Genomic DNA, 17902 nt, shown 5'->3' on the forward strand with positions numbered 1-17902 from the left:
AACAAGTGACCAACTTTTACAATAAAATTCACCCGCGTGTCGTGCTTTAAAGCGTAATTTATTACGGGTTAACAAATATTCAACAAAGAAAATCATCTCATTAACATATCATGATTCTCTTTATCGAATACCCGTTAAATTAACCGCTACTTTTGAGTGGGTGAACCTAAAATATTTTGACTATTAACATAAAAGTTAGCGTCGACGACTAAGCTTGGGTTGCTTTCTTTTAACGTTACTGTCGTCCATTGCGTCGTTGGTGATAACCAATGTGTTTTAGCGTTAATTTTCACTTTCACGGGCATATCAAATCCTTCAATGGCATTGCCCCAGCGTAATTTCATCTGGTTATCTTTAATAAAATATTCAAATGTTGGTATGCGGGTATCGCGTAAATATTGATCAAAGACTTTTGAAAAATCTTTTGCGGATTTTTGGTTAATATATTGTTCAATATCCTTGCTGTTAACCGTTTGATGATAAAAATCTTTATTTAAGCCCCGAAGAATACTACGCCAGATATCGTCGTCATCGATGATTTGACGTATCATATGTAGCATGTTGCCACCTTTATCATACATATCACTTGAGCCTCGTTGATGAACATTATATTGGCCGATTATTGGCGTTTGATTCGCAATGTTCAGTCGTTGCCCTCGGGTATATTGAGACGCAGTTTCTGGTCCAAAATGATATTCCAAAAATAAACTTTCAGAATAATTAGTGAAGCTTTCATGAATCCACAAATCTGCAATATCATTATGGGTAATATTATTGGCGAACCATTCATGGCCAGCTTCATGAACAATAATAAAGTCAAATAACATTCCTGCTCCAGTGCTACTGCGATCACGCCCTAAGTAGCCATTTTGATAACCGTTGCCATAAGTCACTGAGCTTTGGTGTTCCATACCTAAATAAGGTGCTTCAACCAACTTAAAGCTATCTTCATAAAAAGGATAAGGTCCAAACCAATATTCGAAGGCTTCAATGGTTCGTTTTGCTTCTTTAAATTGTTTTTTTGCTTTGGCTAAATTGTGTCGTAATACCCAATAATCCATATCAAGCTGGCCTTTTTCACCTTGGTACTTTTCGCCAAAATGAACATAGTCACCAATATTAATATTGATACCATAATTGTTGATAGGGTTGACCACTTTCCAGTGATAGGTTTTTGTTTTTGCTTGTTTATTATGATCTGTTTTGATTAATCGACCGTTAGAAACATTGACTAAATGCTCGGGAACTTCGACACTAATTGTGACGCCATTGTCGGGTTCATCATAAGCATGATCTTTATTTGGCCACCAAATACTTGCGCCGATACCTTGGTTGCTTGAAGCGATAAAGTCGGTACCCTTCTCATCTTTACTCCAAGTAATGCCACCATCCCAAGGAGCTCGGATAGCAACTTGCGGCTTACCTGAAAAATATAAGGTAAGTTGATGTTCTGAGCCAATATCGTGTTGCTCGGTGACTGAAATGAAATAGCTGTAGCCGTCTTGTTGAACAGCGAGGTTTTTTCCTGATTGCATAACTTTATCAAGCTTCATGGGGGCTTGTAATTCAATTTGCAAACGTTGTTGTTCCGCTAAAACTCGATATTTTACGGTGTTTGTCCCTGAAATGGTTTTGGTTTTAGGCTCGACACGAATGTCTAAATGGTAATGACTTACGTCCCACCATGCACGTTCAGGGGTAATTGATCCTCTTAAGATATCTTGCCGATTGACCGAAGGATTGTCATTAACCACCTCGGCAGCTAACGAAGTTGAAATGGTAAACAAAGCAATTAAGCTCCAATTAATCATCATTGTAGCGATAGTTTTCATTATTCTTCTCATGATAAAAAATGTATATTATACAATATACAATGAATGTTGAGTTTATTACACTGTTAAAATTAATCAACAAAATACTAACAGTGTAAGGAAGGGTTGTTAATGCTTCCCCACCGATATTGAAAAGTGAGCAAGGTTTTGATTTAGACTTTTGAACGTCGAAGCGGTTGCCAAGTTAAGTACGTTAACGAACGCCATATCCACTCTAAAGGGCCAAACTTAAAATAATTTAACCATAATTTACTGAACAGCACTTGGCCGAAAATAATCGCGACAACAATAAGCATTTGCTCGGCACGGGCAATTTGTCCAAACATGCCTCCGGCATAACCATAAAAAATACTGGTCAGAATTATTGAGTGAGTAATATAATTCGTTAGTGCCATTTTGCCTAACGGAGACAGCCAAGAAAAATATTTAAGAAATTGTCTTTTCTGCGATAACTTCACCATTAAAGCTAAGTAGCCAAGGGATAAAATCAATTGTCCGTAATATTGAAGGATCTCGCCGATCACTTCTAATTCTATCGCGCCTTGAGTTGCAGGATGAAGCACTATATATGTACCAGAGATATTGACAATAACGCCAATAATCAAACCGCCCCAACATAAAATATTAAAGAAATTCTGATGAGACTCAGGTTTAGTTATCCGCTCACTAGCGACTAACCAATAACCAATTAAAAATAAAGGTAAACAGATAAATATCGCCATCACGGGGGTGATTTTTAACGAAAACATCGCTTGTTTTATTCGAAATTGCGTGGCAACGGTATACTTCGATTGAGTATATGCCTCGGTTTCAGCATTATGCTTTTGTTCCATCTCTAATTTATGGTCAACACGACTCTCTATTTGATGAGCGATTTTTTCTTCCGGTGTTAAATCTTCATAATTAGGCTCTTGTTGTTCTGTCTTTGAGTTTTCCTCAATTGGTGTTGACGTGTCTAACTCTGGGGCTGATAACGCGTGTCTTTTTGCTTGTTCCTTGATGGATTCCAGTTGAACTTCCGATTGTTCTATAACCGTTGTTTGTTCACGCCAATCTTGCGTCATGATTTGATGAGTGCGAGTGATACCAAAAAATAGCGAAACGGCGATGGCGATAAACAATGGCACGGCCATGATCCATAATGCTATTTTTAAATACGTGTTAGGGTGGTTACGTTTGGCAAAACGTTTTGTGCGAAGTAAAAACACTACGCCTAGCAATAACATGCCGCCAACAGCATAATCATGAAGAATGTCGCCATTCCATAAAAAAATCAAATGACAGATGCCAAGGGTAAATAACACTAACATTCGTCTACTAAACCAAGCGCCAAACGGCTTATTGGCTGCCTGTGCTTTTAACAGCATCACGGCAAACCCCATGCCAAATAACAGGGAAAATATTCGATAGAATTTGCCTTCTATAAAGACTTTTACTAGCCAACTTGCCGCCCAATCTAAACCCGTTAGCTGCAAGTCAAAGCTTAAAAAATAATTAATGGGTCGGTTGAACCATTCGATATTCATAAATAAAATACCTATGATGGCAAAACCCCTCAATAAATCCATGACTTGAATACGGTTGTTATGTTCAACAGGGCTTAAGTGAATGGGGGTTTCATACCCAGTGTTCGTTGTCGATTCCATGTGATCTCTTTTTTTTATTATATTTTTGACGCTATTTTAATAATATTTTTGGGGCCCAATTGAGCCAATGTTTTTGTCGTTTATTATGAAGTGTAAATTCATGGTGTTGCATAATGGGTAAGTTATTTTTATCGCTTGTTGATTCTGGAGTCGCGAATGCAATGCCCCCAGTTAATAATGTTTCAACAGATTCAGAGTCAATATTTACGCCCGAAAATAATCCAGCATCTATTTTCACTCCGCTGGTATTCCAAAACTTACTTTGCGTAGTAACAAGTGTACGATATCGTTGTGCAATATTAATATAAACATTCACTTTATCTGCCGTCGAAGATAACCCAACTCCAATGACTTTGCCTACTTTTACTTGTCGATACAAAATAGGATTGCCAACACGAATTGAACCAAGAGCGTTGGCGGTTAATTTGAGGTTTAAACCATAAGGTAATTGAGTCACTATAGGTTCAAAATCAGGTGCTTGAAAGGTTTGTGATTGCTTACCATCTCCGGGTAGTACACTAATATAATATCCTTCTAAAATGGCATTAACATCATTTTCTCCAGATAAATTAATTGCGGTATTGGCTAACCAAAACTGGCTGCCTTCTCTAGCAAACTTTTTACCTTTATCATTTAACAGTGCATAGGCAGTAGCGCCATAATTTTTTTGGTCTAGTTCAACACGAGTAACCAAACCTATGTCTTGTCCTTGGTATTTTATGGCTAAATTTTCCGTTAAGCCTGCTGCATCATTAAAATGTATTTTAATCGCAGTGCTTGCCATCTCTGCGTGTTGAACATGATCAAATAAAGTAAAGCTTGCACCTTCTTGTACACGATCATCTTCTGGGATGATTGCTGGATTATAAAGACTAATGCCACCACGTATTAGCGTATCAGCAGATTCAGTTTTAACGGTAAAATTAGTCAACCCACCTGTTACTGTTAAGCCACTAGCGTTGTAAAAACGGCTAAAAGGTGAAATTAAATGCCGATATTGTTCATCGATAGTGATGTTTATTATCAAGCCTTTTGCATTTGGAGCAAAAGAAACATGGTCGATTTCACCAATATACATTCCACGATAACTGATCGGGCTACCAGGATGAACCGCTGAGCCATTCTGTGTATGTAAAGCCAGTTGCAACCCTGTAGCGCTTATATGCTTTATTGGAGGTGTAAGGGCTAATTCAAAAGTTTGACTGTTTTCCCCTAAACCCGCATTGACATTAATATAGTTTCCACCAAATAAAGCATTGGTATCACTTAAGCCACTCAGCGAAAGCTCTGACTTAACTAACCAAAACTGAGATTGTTCTTTTAATAAAAAGTCAAACTCTGAAAATAAACCTGCTGTTAACGTAACTTGATTTTTTTGGCGTTGTATTTGATGAATGGAACCAACAACTTCACCTTTATACATTATTCGGGTTTGGGTAGTTAAGCCTTTTGCTGAGTGTGTTTTCAATTGAAAAGTAGCGCGTTGCGTTGCGGTTTCTTGGTTATTAAATAACGTAAATTTGTCACCGTTATGCACAGCAATATTCTCGGAAGTGTCCGGCATGTCAAATGCGATTCCTCCGGTTAAAATAGATTGAAGTGAGTTGGCTTGTACTTCAAATTGCTGGATGCCGCCTTTTACTTTTACGCCACTAATATGCCAAAAATGACTTTTGCTATTGATCAGAGATTGAAACTTTTCTTGAATATAAATATGTACATCAAATGTATTACCTGCTTTATTTTCAATCGCCTGTACTGAACCAACTTTTTGCTGATTATAAAAAATACCCGTGCCGACTGACAACGAATTGATATGACTGGCTTGTAATACCAAATGCAGCCCTGGTTCATCGTAGCTATAGGGTGGTTTTTTATTTAACACTATAAATTGATGTTGAGGCTGACCTTTCAAAGACGGTTGTAAACCAATATGAGCGCCTTTAATAAAGCCATTTATAGGGCTATTGCCATCTAAGCTTAATTTGGGCGAGACCACATAAAACTGGGTTTGATCCGTTAAATAGGGCGTTGCTCTGGGATTAATTTTTGCTAAAGCAGTAATGGTTCGTGTCTGTGGATCTATCGTAGAGAAAGACTCGATATAACCAAGGGTTAATCCTTGATAAACAATACTAGCGTCTTGTTCTATATTCGCATCCCACGGCAGGGTTAATATGATTTCATGACCCATTTCTGCGGTTTGAAAACTTGAAAATAAAGGGTAGTTCTGGCCATTTTTGGCTTGGGGTAACGGTGTAACGAATTTTGCATCAGAAAATGCAATTCCACCTGCCACTATCGACGCTAAAGATTCTGTTTTAACTTGCATCCCAGAAGTGATTGAACCAGACACCTCAAAGCCACTGGCATTCCAAAAGCGTGAATTTTCTTTCACTAAATGTGCGTACTCTGGTTCAATAAAAACGCTTATATTTACTTTGTTCGTTTGATTATCAAAATGATAGCCAGAAACATGACCAACGCTAATCTGCTTATAACTAACCGGTGAATTTCGTCCAATAGAGCCAAGTTTATCGGCTTGTAAATTAATATGTAAACCTGGTGTCGTATCACTGAGCCTTGGTGGCTCACTGAGTGCAATAAACTGCTTTTGGGCTTCTCCTTTCCCTTCAAAATCCGGCTGAATATTAATGTAATTACCAGATAAAATAGTTTCCAACCCAGAAATTCCTTGAAAGGAAATATCCGCCGCTACCGCCCAAAATAGCGTTTTGTCGGTTAACATGTGTTTAGCACTGGCCACCATTTCAATTTCAACAATGACACTTTTTAAATCTTCAGAGACTTCAAGCCCAGTAACGATACCTGTCGGTAAACCTTTATAACGCACTTCGGTTTTGCCAACGACAATTCCGCTGGCATTGTCAAATTGAACCGTAATAAATGTGCCCCGTTCCGACACCGTTTTAATAATTAACCATGCGCCAAAAATTAACGCGATAATAGGCACAATCCAAATGGCAGAGATGCCTTTTTTTCTTGTTATATAGGCAGCCGGGTGTGTGTCGACTTGCTTATCTGTCATGGTTTTTCCTTCTTTCTATATCCCACAATAACCTAGGGTCGAAGCTTTCAGCGGCAAAAATAGTGAAAATAACCATTAAGGTAAAGTATGTAATACCTACCCCTGCTTCAATAGAGGTAAAAAAACCAAAATTTACGACAGCTGCCATTACCACAACAACAAACACGTCAAGCATAGACCACGGACCTAATGAGGCAATTAAATGGTACATCTGTGTTTGTTTTCTTTTTGAGATTTTTGAATAGTTTTTTGTATTATAAAGTAAAATCAGTAAGCCAATTATTTTGCCTAACGGTATGATAAAACTAGCAAGAAAAATAATAAAAGCAATAGGATATAGTCCTTGTTGTATAAATGAAGCTATACCTTCGATAATGGTCGACTGTTCTGGTTTACCTAACGTATAAAATACCATCATAGGGTAAACATTTGCTGGAATAAACATGACGATAGCGGCGAGAGTCCAAGCCAATGTGTATTGCACGCTAAATTCTTTACGTTGACTAAATACTTGATGACACCGAATACAGCGCTGCCTTTTCGCGGTCATTTTGTTGATTTTTTGGCAACAAGGGCAACTGCCAAGTCCTAAGGCTTTAGCTTTGTGATTCAAGTTCTTCCTCCAATAAATCCCAAATTAGTCGTTGATCTAAAGTGATACTAATTAAGGTTGAACAAAAGAGTAATAACAATAAGCTGATCAAGCCGCTACCAACACTTAATTCATCTAGAGTAATGAGTTTATACATAGAAACTATCACGCCAAGAAAAAACACATGCACCATAGTCCAACTATCAAAAAGATGATACGAGCGATAAAAAGTCAGTAATGACGGACCTAGTTGCTTACATTTTATTTTGTATGAAAGATAAAAAGCTGAAAAAATTCTGATACTAGGAATCGCGATTGCAAACAGAAAAACACAAAAAGCGATAATATAAAAATCTGCATTGATCATTAACATAATGCAATCAATTAAGGTGGCATCGTTATATTTACCCGCAACACTAACGCCAATAATAGGCGTAGTGAAGGCAGGCACCAATAACATTAATCCTGCTAGTGATACTGCTAATGTTCGATTAACCGAGTCTACTTTTCGAGAGTAAAGTGTTCGTCCACAGCAAGGGCATAAAGCCGATTCACCCGAGTTTAGTATCGGTACAGATGCCAAAGAGTCACAATGTTTACAAGCAATTAGTTCATTTTTATTGTTTAAAGTACTCAAAAAACGTGTATTTATAATGGAGATTAATTTTAGTGTAAGAGATTGGAAGACATTCGCCAATAAAATGATGAATTTAACTCAATAAAAAAGCAGCCATTACGCTGCTTTTTATCGAAGAAGCACGAATTAGTTAATTACATTACTAACATCAATCGCGCTAAAGCTGAAAATAAAATTATTTTAATGAAGCCATATAGTTTGCCACAGCTTCAATATCTTTCTTAGTTAACTTTAAGGCAATATTTTGCATCATACTGTTTGTATCGTTGGTACGTGCTTTCGTGCGGAATTTCTCAAGTTGAGACTTTAAGTACGTTGCACTTTGACCGGCAACCGCAGGAAAACCCGCTTTGTCCATGCCTTTACCACTGATTGAATGACAAGCAACACATGCTGTGATACCGGCTTTGGCATTACCGCTTAGGTATAAACTTTTGCCTCGCTCGTTTGATTCAGCAATGGCTGGGTTTAACGTTTGTGAAGCAAAATAAGCTGAAATATTTTGAATGTCATCGGCTGATAACGCGGCAACCATACCCGCCATAACCGGATCTTGACGAGTACCTGTTTTAAAGTCAGTAATTTGTTTTACTAAGTAGGCTTCACTCTGTCCCGCTAAAGATGGGTACATAGCCACCAATGCATTACCGTCAGCACCATGACAGGCAGCACAAGTCGCCGATTTTATTTTTCCTTCAGCTACATCGCCAGTAAATGACTTTACGACCACTTTGGCGGCTGAAGCTTTTACTTCGCCCACGGCAGCAGGGTCTTTAAAGTAAGCGCCTAAATTAGCAATATCTTCGTCAGATAAGTTACCTGAAATTTGGTTCATAGAGGCATTATGACGAGTTTCTGCTTTAAACGCTTTTAATTGCTTTTCAATATATTCAGGATGTTGTGCAGATAAATTAGGGTTAATTAATACTTGGCTATTGCCTTCTTTACCATGACAGTCGATACAGGCTGTTATTCCTCGAGTAGTATCGCCATGTTCATACAAGGCCTTTCCTGAGGCTGCATTTGCAACGTATGCTGCCTTTGCGGGTGCTCTTGTTACTTGTGCGGGCGTTGCTGCCGCGTCATTATCTGTTGCAGCTGTTTCTGCGCCAGCTGGTGCAGAGCCATCGCGACCGAAACTGGCAAAATAAGCAGCAACGTCTGCCATGTCTTGCTCAGATAACGCGGCAGCCATTGGCGACATGACAGGATCACTTCGATCCGTCCCTGCCTTAAATGCTTTCAATTGTTTAACGATGTAATCCGCATGTTGTCCTGCAATATTCGGATAAGAACCCATAATTCCAATACCATTAGTACCATGACAACCCGCACATGTGGCTGCTTTAGTTTTACCGGCTTTGGCATCGCCTTCAAACGCATTAGCATGCGCTAACATACTTAATCCGATGATAATTGAGAAAAAGACTTTTTTCATAAGGGACTCTCTGTGTTAATGACTTGATTAATTGTAGCCAAGCATTGCTTAAATGAGTAAATTTACCGCGGCATTTTACACGAAAGCTGATAATAATTAAGCGAATGAAGAAAAAAAACATTAAAAAATGCAAGGTTTTAATTATTATTTTATAAAAAGAGATATAATTACTTTTTAAATATTTTGTTCTGGAAGTTATTTTGTCTAACGCTGCTGTCCACCTTTCTAAAGCTACTTTTACTATTAGTGCGCCCGATATCCGCCGACTCCCTGAAGACACAGGCATTGAAGTAGCCTTTGCTGGCCGTTCAAATGCAGGTAAATCTAGTGCATTAAATACCTTAACGAATCAAAAAAGTTTAGCACGCACCAGTAAAACACCCGGTCGTACACAATTAATTAACGTTTTTGAAGTAAGCGACACGCAACGACTGGTCGATTTACCGGGTTATGGTTTTGCAAAAGTGCCCTTAGAAATGAAAAAGAAGTGGCAAAAAGCACTAGGTGAATATCTAGAAAAACGTGACAGTTTAAAAGGACTGGTTGTGTTAATGGATATTCGTCATCCGTTAAAAGATTTAGACCGAAACTTAATTGAATGGGCGGCCGAAAGCAATTTGCCTGTTTTGGCGTTATTAACTAAATCAGATAAATTATCGCAAGGTAAAGCCAGCGCCGAAGTTTTGAAAGTGAAGAAAAATCTAGCACCTTTAAATGCTGATATTAAAGTGCAGGCATTCTCGTCATTGAAAAGAACAGGGGCCGAGCAAGCTAACAAAATCATTTGTGATTGGTTATCAACGCCGGCGAGCGAATAAGTAGATCGAGGTAAGTGTAAGCATTATTTAGCCTTACCTCGCCATAAATACCGGCAATATTTATAATCAGTAATTCAGCTAAGCTAAATTTAATAATAACCCTAGCAAACTAAAGCCAATAACGAGCCCGACAATTGGCACCTTTAATTGTTTTAAACAATAAAAACCCAATACTACAACGGCCATGTCAAGCGCATTGAGAACTGATGACGTAAAGACAGGAAAATACAGCGCGCTTGCCAATAGACCAACTACGGCGGCATTAATGCCTTGCATCGCCCCCATCAATTTAGGCGATTGCGCTAAATTCTGCCAATGCTTTAACAGGGTTAACATTAATAAAAACCCTGGTAAGAAAATGCTAAAGGTAGCAATAATGGCTCCGGTATAAGGCGCGTCAGGTGATAGATGAAACCCCAGAAAAGTCGCTAAAGTAAACATTGGGCCTGGTACAGCTTGTGCGGCAGCGTATCCTGTTAAAAAAGTATCGGTTGTAAGCTGTCCGTCCAATAAATTTTGTAATAAGGGTAAAACCACATGTCCGCCGCCAAAAACCATACTGCCAGCTTGATAAAAATCAGCCGCAAGTTGCCAATGAACTGATTGTGAAGCTAAGGCGCTCAACAGGATTAATAGCGCTATAAAGAGAACGAATGGCCACCAAGAAAATGTTGATTTTACCGAATGGCTTTCTAACGCTGAATGGGTTAAATATTTTATGCCAATCACGCCTGCTATCACTAACACGGCCAATTGCATCAATAAATTTGAAAATACCAATAATGTAATCGCAGTGAATACCGCTAAGCTTTTGGTCAATTTCGATCGGCAAAAACTGCGAAACATGGTCACTACGGCATCAGTGACTACAACAACAGCAAGTAATTTTAAACCATGAGTAATACCATAAAAATAACTGTTATCAGTGAGTTGGTTACTTAACTGAGCAAGCGCTATCATTAATATAACTGAAGGAAGTGTGAAAGCTATGAAAGCGATAAAAGCGCCAACAATGCCTGCTTTGTGATAGCCCAAGGCAAAACCAACTTGACTTGACCCCGGACCGGGTAAAAATTGGCTCAGTGCTACGATTTGGCCGTATTTTTCTTGTGAAATCCACTGTAATTTATGCACAAATTTATGGTGAAAATAACCAATATGAGCAGCAGGTCCGCCAAAACTGATAACGCCTAGCAGTAAGAATTGTTTGAAGATGTCAAAATAGGTATTCATAGGTTCGGTAAAGTTAAACAGTTATCAAAACAAAAGTGAGGTATCACTTTATTCAGTTAAAGTCCGATCATACACCTTGATTATGACATTACAACTTTGCAAATTGACGGATTAGGTTATGGTAAACGTTATGTAAATTATCTAGTTCTGCTCGTGATGTGTTGTTTTCTTTAATTAAATTTTGAATCGTTTGATCTAACTGATATAAGTTTTGTCGAATACTCGTTTCTGAAATCATGCTTTGCATCCAAGTGATCGCTGCCATTCTTTGGCCACGGGTAACGGCGGTTACCTTATGCAAACTACTTGACGGGTAAAGCACAGCATATCCTGCTGGTAACTTGATTTGTTGTTGGCCAAATTCCGTTGAAATGATTAACTCACCGCCGTCATATGATTCAGGATCACTTAAAAAAGTTGTCATCGACAAATCGCTTCGTAACACTTGCGCGGAATTTGGAATACGCATAATCGCGGAGTCGACATGATAACCATACTCCTCTGTTTCACTATAACGATTAAAACAGGGAGGAAAAATTTTGTCGGGTAAAGCCGCCGAAACAATTTTTGGCGTTTCACCAATTCGAGCCAGTAATTGGTTCGCTAATTGGTTGACGTTTTCATTATTTGCATCGGCTTGATTGTTATTTTTTACCGAAGCAGCCATGCCCATTGCCGTTTCACTACCATCACCCCAAGGCGCATTGGAAAGCTGTTGACGATAATAGGTCACTTCTTCTTCTGATAATATTTTTTCGATAACAATCATTGCTATACCCTATTTTTATGAGTCATTAAAACTCGTAAGTTGCTGTAAGCTTAGTATTATTAGCATTACCTAAATACATAAATGCACCACTGCGATAAGCGGCAGTGTAATAGGTTTCGTCAAATGCGTTACCAATGTTTAATCTAAAAGTTAATGCATCTGTTGCATAATAATTCGCAAATAAATTCACGACTTGGTAATCAGGCACCACAATACTGTAACGATTATTTTCACTGTCATAACCCGCGGCTGTATCTGGCTGGCCAGCGTACATTTCACTTTGATAAGCATAATCTCCACCAATAACTAACGCGTCATTAATTTCATATCTAACTTGGAAATAGACACTGTCTTCTGCAAAGTTACTTAAGGTTAAGCCTATGTTATTTTCGTTAATTGAATCAATAACTTCAGCATCCATTGATGTGGCAGAAAATTGCACACTTAATGCGTCTGTAATATCACCAACAAAACCCACCTCAATACCTTTAACTTTGTTTTCGCCCGTATTTAGTGTGCCAAGTGCGGCGTAGTCATCTTCACCAACACTTTCCATTACATCACTTTTGGTAATTTGGAAAATAGAGGCTGTAAACATGAACTTATCATCGAACGCCATAAACTTCGTGCCTAACTCTAAGTTTTCAACACGCTCAGGATCGGAATCAGGTACTTGAGTTGCGGTACCACATACACCACCATAACCGCAGCTAGCACCTAAGTCAGATTCACCACCATTGATGTTAGTTGCTGTGCTGTAGTTAGCGTAGATATTAACATTGTCTGACAAGTCATAAATTATACCTATATTACCATTATACATAGTGTCAGAATATTCATATGCCGTTACTGTGCCACCTCTTATTGTGTCGTTACTATAATCAAAGTTATCTACTCGAATGCCATAATAAAGATCGAGTTGCTCAGTTAAATGCACAGTGTCCATCATATATGCAGAAATCGTTTCAATATTCATTGAAGCGTCATCATAGTCATCAACAAAAGTTCTACCCATTAATTGACTAATATTATCAACGGTGCCTCCTGAAGCGTCGATAATACAGTAGCTATTAGTATCACCTCTTCGGCCTGAAGTTACACAGTTTGTTGGGTTGTTGTAGGTAATATCGTAAACACCGTTTTCTACATTTTCATCGGTAAACTCAAGACCAAATACAAAGTTGTTTTCAAAGCCCAATAAATCAGTATTTAAAAATAAATTAAATTGACTGCTCTTATAATCAACATTTTGGTTACCTTGATGAGTACTTAAACTGACTGTCGCAGCACCCGGTGCATCAGGATCTGAGTCTGCTCTTACAGTACCTCTTGCGCCGGTAGTTATATAGCCATTTTCTGTTTCACCAATACGAGTTGCATTATATAAAGTGACATAATCATTCACTTCATATTCAGTGCGTAATGTCAGGGTTTTAACTTCAGAAGATAAAAAGTCAGACTCTTGAGCATAAACAGGAATATCAGCAACAGGTTTACGAGTAGCGCTATCGAAATAACTACCTAAATCAGGCACGTCGGTAGCATCTAAGAAATAGCCATCGACAGTAAACGATAACTTTGAAGTCGGCAAATACACGCCAGATACTTGTAAACCAGTTCTTTCACTTGATATGCCTTCGCGGCCTGGTTTGTCTTTATCTGATTTTAATGCATTGATACGGATCGCAGATATATCTGAAAGCGGTAAATTATAATCGACCGTAATACGAGAAAACTCATCAGTACCTAAACCTGCTTCAACACGCCCTAAATTATAGGCAACCGATGCTTTTTTAGTGACACTATTTACTGCACCACCTGATGAGCCGCGACCTGCGAATGTTGAGCTTGGCCCTTTGGTTATTTCAACACGTTCAGTAGCAAAACTTTCACGCGTTGTCATACCGGGATCGCGTAAACCGTCAACAAATATATCACTACGAGCTTCGTGCCCACGAATAATATAACGGTCGCCAAAAGCGTTACCATTTTCACCTGTACCTAACGTAACACCTGCTTGAGCAGCCAAAATATCTTTCAGGTCAGTTTTACCGGCTTCTAAAATTTGGTCTTGCGTTAAAACGGTAATTACTTGTGGGGTATCCACTAAGTCAGCTACTCGACGTATGTCTCCTGACGATTCGTGTAAATAAACCGAACTTTTAACGCCGTGCACAGCAATGCGTTCTATTGCTTCGTCTGATTGATTAATTTTTTTTGGATGACAGCTAGCCGTTGAGTTTTTTTCACAAGCATCGGTATTTTCCGCTGCATGAATTGACGTACTGCCAATAGCGAGTGCCGCTGCAACAGCTTGTGCACCTAAGGCTAATCTATTTTTTTGAGTGTCTATTTTCATGTCGTTGATTTTTCTATTTTTGAGAACGTGTAAAAGAGAAGGAGATTTTAGCGAAAGAAAACAAGTAATGCAAATGATAACTAATATCATTTGCATTCGTTTGTTGTGTTTTTTTGTCTTTATTAGTGCGAAATATTATAACGACACTAGTGATGAGCGATTTTATTCGTTTGGTCTAACGGTGCTAACTTTTTTGGATGGTATTGCTGTGAAGCGGTTTATTTATTGAAAAATGGATAAACAGATAAGATTATCGCCAATCTATTTGACTTAGCCTATAAGGCTGCCTAGGCTAAAAATTGAACGGGTTGCACTTCTTTAACTGGATTTCGTGATGGTGAGATCATCCATATTATTGTTTTCAATTGTTTTGTTAGTTGCTTGTGGCGGAGACTCTGCAAACAATACAACGACAACACCTCCTGTTGCCGATAATCCACCGACCACGACAAACCCGCCAACGCCTGAGCCTGTTGATCCATACCAGCAAAAAATTCAAGCAGCACGCTTACTTAATCAAGCTACTTTTGGTGCCACAATAAAAGATATTGAGTACTTAATAGCTCGTGGAGATGAAGCATGGCTTGATGAGCAACTTAGCTTAACCCCTAGCTTACATTACCCTTTAGTTGAGCCATTTATTGAAAATGAAGATTTTTGGCGAACCTATCGTATTTCTGCATGGTGGCAAAATACCTTATACGGAGAAGATCAATTACGACAACGCGTAGCCTTTGCATTAAGCGAAATATTTGTTGTTTCAGAATACAATGGTGTGCTGTTTGATTCACCACAAGCATTGGCGAATTATTACGATATCTTAGTAAAAAATGCTTTTAGTTCGTATCGGCATTTACTTGAAGAAATCACTTTGTCTCCTGCAATGGGCGTGTATTTAAGTATGTTAGGTAATGAAAAGCCTGACATTGAACGTAATATACGCCCGGATGAAAACTATGCTCGAGAGGTAATGCAATTATTTTCAGTGGGTTTAGTTGAACTGAATATCGACGGTAGCGAAAAACTTGATAATTCAGGCCAGCCTATTCCTACTTATGATCAAGCGGTAATTAAAGGCTTTGCACATGTTTTTACGGGTTGGAATTTTAACGGCACCACAGAAAGCACTTGGTATCGATGGTGGCAAAATTTTAATTTAATTGACCCCATGGATGCAGTCACTAGCTTTCATGACACAGAAGCAAAGCCATTATTTTCTGGCGTGTTGCTACCTGCCAATCAAACACCGGAAAAAGACTTGTCTGATGCCCTTGATGCCCTAGCAAATCATAGTAATGTTCCCCCTTTTATTGCTAAACAATTAATTCAAAAACTGATCACCAGTAACCCAACGCCAGCTTATGTCGCAAGAATCGCGAGTGTATTTATTGATAACGGCTATGGCGAACGAGGTGATTTAGCCGCGGTCGTAAAAGCGATATTATTAGACGAAGAAGCGAGATCCGGACACGAAACAGCCGAGCAAACCTTTGGAAAAGTGCGAGAGCCCATTATTCGTGCAACACATATGTGGCGTGCCTTCGATCTAACGTATCTAAGTGATCGCATTGATTTTAGTTGGCCAGATTATTTTTTCGGTCAAGCCCCATTAGCCTCACCGTCGGTGTTTAATTTTTACCGACCCGATTATAGTCCTATCGAATTAAATTCAAGTTACGGTTTGGTTGCGCCTGAACTTCAAATTGCCACAGAATCAACCATGACCAATACCATTAATTTTTTTGCTTGGTATGGTTTATGGCGGCATTTTTCTGGCGATATTGAAAATACTGATATTTCTGAAGAAGACGAACTTTATTTAGATTTTACCCCTGAAGTTACCCTTGCAGAGCAAGAAGGTGCCCAAGCTTTACTCGAACATTTAAACATTGTGTTAACAGCGGGAGCGTTAAATGAGCAAGCTATCACGTTATTAGTGAATGCATTTGAAGAAAATGATCAACAAGATATTGAAAGCAAAATTGCAAATATCGTTTTTCTTATAATGTCTGCGCCACAATATGCCATTCAGCGATAACGACAAGGAAACAGACCATGAATAAACGTCATTTTTTAAAATCGATACTCGCTTCAGGGATTGGATTATCAAGTTACTCAGCAGTTGGGCAACAATTAGCTATGATTAATGCATCAGCTAAAGCTACGCCACTAGAAGGGTATAAAGCCTTAGTGTGCATATTTTTATATGGCGGTAATGACTCGTATAACATGTTAATTCCCACTGAAAATAGTGACTATCAAACCTATGCTGGCGTAAGACAAAACCTCGCGATTGCCCAAGAAAGCTTAATTCCGCTTTCCACTAGCTCGTTATTACCTTATGCATTGGGTGTTCCCGATTATATGAGTCCGATCAGTGAATTATTTCACCAAGGTCGTTTGGCATTTATTAATAATGTTGGTCCTTTAGTTGAGCCGACGAGCAAAGCAAATATAGAAAATGGCAGCGCGTTATTACCTCCACAATTATTTTCACATAACGATCAACAAAAATTATGGGAAACTGCTGGTTCCAATATTAATGAATTATCAGGTTGGGCAGGCCGAATGGCCGACTTACTCACTGACACTTCATCCAATAGTTTGTCGATGAATATTTCATTGGCAGGCAATAATGTCATGCAAACGGGCAATATTGTACAACCCTATTCGATGACTGCTGATGGCGCACCAATGTTTGAAGCGTTAAATCCCCAACATAATTGGAACAGTCAGCGAATAGCGTTATTTGACCAACTTATCGCCCTTGATAATCATGTGCTAGGTAATTCTTATAAAAAGATCATGTCTACAGCACGTACCAATGCATTACAGGTAAACCAAGCGCTAGACAGTTTACCGATATTATCAACGACTTTTGAGGCAGATTCATTATCGCAAGAATTAGAGATGACCACCAAATTGATCGCAGCTAGAGAAGCATTAGGGATGAATCGACAGGTATTTTTCATTGGCTTTGGCGGTTGGGATTCCCATGATCGCCAGTTGTTAGATCACCCTAGGTTATTAAATACCTTAAGCCTTGCTTTACATCGTTTTAATGAGGCGATAAACGAACTTGGTTTATCTGAGTTTGTTACTACATTCACGGCTTCTGACTTTGGTAGAACGTTAACCAGTAATGGCGATGGAACGGATCACGGGTGGGGAGGACATCAGTTAGTCATGGGCGGCGCAGTTAATGGCGGTAAACTTTATGGTGAAATGCCAGAGCTTGCTTTAAATAGCCAAAATGATTTGGGAGATGGACGAATGATCCCTACCACTTCAAGTGAAGAATACGGAGCGCAATTTGCAAAATGGTTTGGTTTAACCGATGCTGAAGTTGCTCAAGTGTTCCCAACCTTGTCTCGTTTTGATCAACACAATATAAATTTTTTACAATCTATTTAATCGTTTAACGCTTGTTAATTATGAAGAGGAATTTTGGGCAAAAAAAAAGCCGAAGATAAAATCTTCGGCTGTGTAGCTTTGGGGAAAGCTAGAATATCAAATTATTACAACAGGC

General features: G+C 38.7%; 12 protein-coding genes. 3 read left to right on the top strand and 9 right to left on the bottom strand.

Annotation, left to right across the window (positions count from 1 at the left end; genetic code table 11):
- Positions 1 to 146: 146 nt before the first annotated feature.
- From ABXH06_RS12555 to ABXH06_RS12580, 6 genes are all read right to left on the bottom strand, one after another.
- Positions 147 to 1832 (bottom strand): M1 family metallopeptidase, encoded by a 1686-nt coding sequence (locus ABXH06_RS12555; RefSeq protein WP_353518453.1) that lies wholly within the window; start codon positions 1830 to 1832, stop codon positions 147 to 149.
- Between the two features lie 152 nt (positions 1833 to 1984).
- Positions 1985 to 3478, bottom strand: coding sequence for a DUF418 domain-containing protein (locus ABXH06_RS12560; RefSeq protein WP_353518454.1), 1494 nt, complete (start codon positions 3476 to 3478; stop codon positions 1985 to 1987).
- Positions 3479 to 3509: 31 nt separating this feature from the next.
- Positions 3510 to 6527, bottom strand: a complete 3018-nt coding sequence (locus ABXH06_RS12565; protein ID WP_353518455.1) for a PqiB family protein — start codon at positions 6525 to 6527, stop codon at positions 3510 to 3512.
- Positions 6517 to 7140 carry a paraquat-inducible protein A gene (locus ABXH06_RS12570; RefSeq protein WP_311582466.1) on the bottom strand — a complete coding sequence of 208 codons (624 nt, stop codon included), beginning with the start codon at positions 7138 to 7140 and terminating at the stop codon, positions 6517 to 6519. Before ABXH06_RS12570 ends, ABXH06_RS12565 begins: the two co-directional genes overlap by 11 nt.
- A complete protein-coding gene (locus tag ABXH06_RS12575; protein ID WP_353518456.1) occupies positions 7124 to 7756 on the bottom strand; it encodes a paraquat-inducible protein A in 633 nt (210 codons plus the stop codon). The genes ABXH06_RS12570 and ABXH06_RS12575 overlap by 17 nt, the downstream gene beginning before the upstream one ends.
- A gap of 175 nt (positions 7757 to 7931) precedes the next feature.
- Positions 7932 to 9194, bottom strand: a complete 1263-nt coding sequence (locus ABXH06_RS12580) for a c-type cytochrome (protein ID WP_353518457.1) — start codon at positions 9192 to 9194, stop codon at positions 7932 to 7934.
- 200 nt (positions 9195 to 9394) lie between these two features.
- On the opposite strand from ABXH06_RS12580, the gene yihA reads away from it, so the two are divergent.
- Positions 9395 to 10012, top strand: a complete 618-nt coding sequence (gene yihA, locus ABXH06_RS12585) for a ribosome biogenesis GTP-binding protein YihA/YsxC (protein WP_353518458.1) — start codon at positions 9395 to 9397, stop codon at positions 10010 to 10012.
- Between the two features lie 78 nt (positions 10013 to 10090).
- On the opposite strand, the gene chrA is transcribed toward yihA, so the two are convergent.
- The 3 genes from chrA to ABXH06_RS12600 form a co-directional block, all read right to left on the bottom strand.
- Complete coding sequence (chrA, locus tag ABXH06_RS12590; protein ID WP_353518459.1) at positions 10091 to 11245, bottom strand: chromate efflux transporter; 1155 nt, start codon at positions 11243 to 11245, stop codon at positions 10091 to 10093.
- A gap of 88 nt (positions 11246 to 11333) precedes the next feature.
- Positions 11334 to 12014: a Fe2+-dependent dioxygenase gene (locus tag ABXH06_RS12595; RefSeq protein ID WP_353518460.1), complete on the bottom strand. Its 681-nt coding sequence runs from the start codon at positions 12012 to 12014 to the stop codon at positions 11334 to 11336.
- Between the two features lie 25 nt (positions 12015 to 12039).
- Entirely contained in the window at positions 12040 to 14373 is a 2334-nt protein-coding gene (locus ABXH06_RS12600; RefSeq protein WP_353518461.1) for a TonB-dependent receptor, read from the bottom strand.
- Positions 14374 to 14707: 334 nt separating this feature from the next.
- Between ABXH06_RS12600 and ABXH06_RS12605 the strand changes: the two genes are divergently transcribed.
- Together ABXH06_RS12605 and ABXH06_RS12610 are read left to right on the top strand one after the other, a co-directional pair.
- The gene (locus tag ABXH06_RS12605) at positions 14708 to 16411 is read left to right on the top strand and encodes a DUF1800 domain-containing protein (protein WP_353518462.1); all 1704 of its coding nucleotides are present in this window, start codon (positions 14708 to 14710) and stop codon (positions 16409 to 16411) included.
- Positions 16412 to 16428: 17 nt separating this feature from the next.
- Positions 16429 to 17787, top strand: coding sequence for a DUF1501 domain-containing protein (locus ABXH06_RS12610; protein WP_353518463.1), 1359 nt, complete (start codon positions 16429 to 16431; stop codon positions 17785 to 17787).
- The last annotated feature ends 115 nt before the right edge of the window (positions 17788 to 17902 follow it).

The organism is Thalassotalea sp. SU-HH00458 (assembly GCF_040362795.1).
Classification (GTDB): domain Bacteria; phylum Pseudomonadota; class Gammaproteobacteria; order Enterobacterales; family Alteromonadaceae; genus Thalassotalea_H; species Thalassotalea_H castellviae.

What these genes read in the sequence shown, in the direction of transcription:
- ABXH06_RS12595 (WP_353518460.1), bottom strand. Translation starts at nt 12,014, where the DNA reads ATGATTGTTATCGAAAAAATATTATCAGAAGAAGAAGTGACCTATTAT.
- ABXH06_RS12560 (WP_353518454.1), bottom strand. Translation starts at nt 3,478, where the DNA reads ATGGAATCGACAACGAACACTGGGTATGAAACCCCCATTCACTTAAGC.
- ABXH06_RS12610 (WP_353518463.1), top strand. Translation starts at nt 16,429, where the DNA reads ATGAATAAACGTCATTTTTTAAAATCGATACTCGCTTCAGGGATTGGA.
- chrA (WP_353518459.1), bottom strand. Translation starts at nt 11,245, where the DNA reads ATGAATACCTATTTTGACATCTTCAAACAATTCTTACTGCTAGGCGTT.
- ABXH06_RS12565 (WP_353518455.1), bottom strand. Translation starts at nt 6,527, where the DNA reads ATGACAGATAAGCAAGTCGACACACACCCGGCTGCCTATATAACAAGA.
- ABXH06_RS12600 (WP_353518461.1), bottom strand. Translation starts at nt 14,373, where the DNA reads ATGAAAATAGACACTCAAAAAAATAGATTAGCCTTAGGTGCACAAGCT.
- ABXH06_RS12555 (WP_353518453.1), bottom strand. Translation starts at nt 1,832, where the DNA reads ATGAAAACTATCGCTACAATGATGATTAATTGGAGCTTAATTGCTTTG.
- ABXH06_RS12605 (WP_353518462.1), top strand. Translation starts at nt 14,708, where the DNA reads ATGGTGAGATCATCCATATTATTGTTTTCAATTGTTTTGTTAGTTGCT.
- ABXH06_RS12580 (WP_353518457.1), bottom strand. Translation starts at nt 9,194, where the DNA reads ATGAAAAAAGTCTTTTTCTCAATTATCATCGGATTAAGTATGTTAGCG.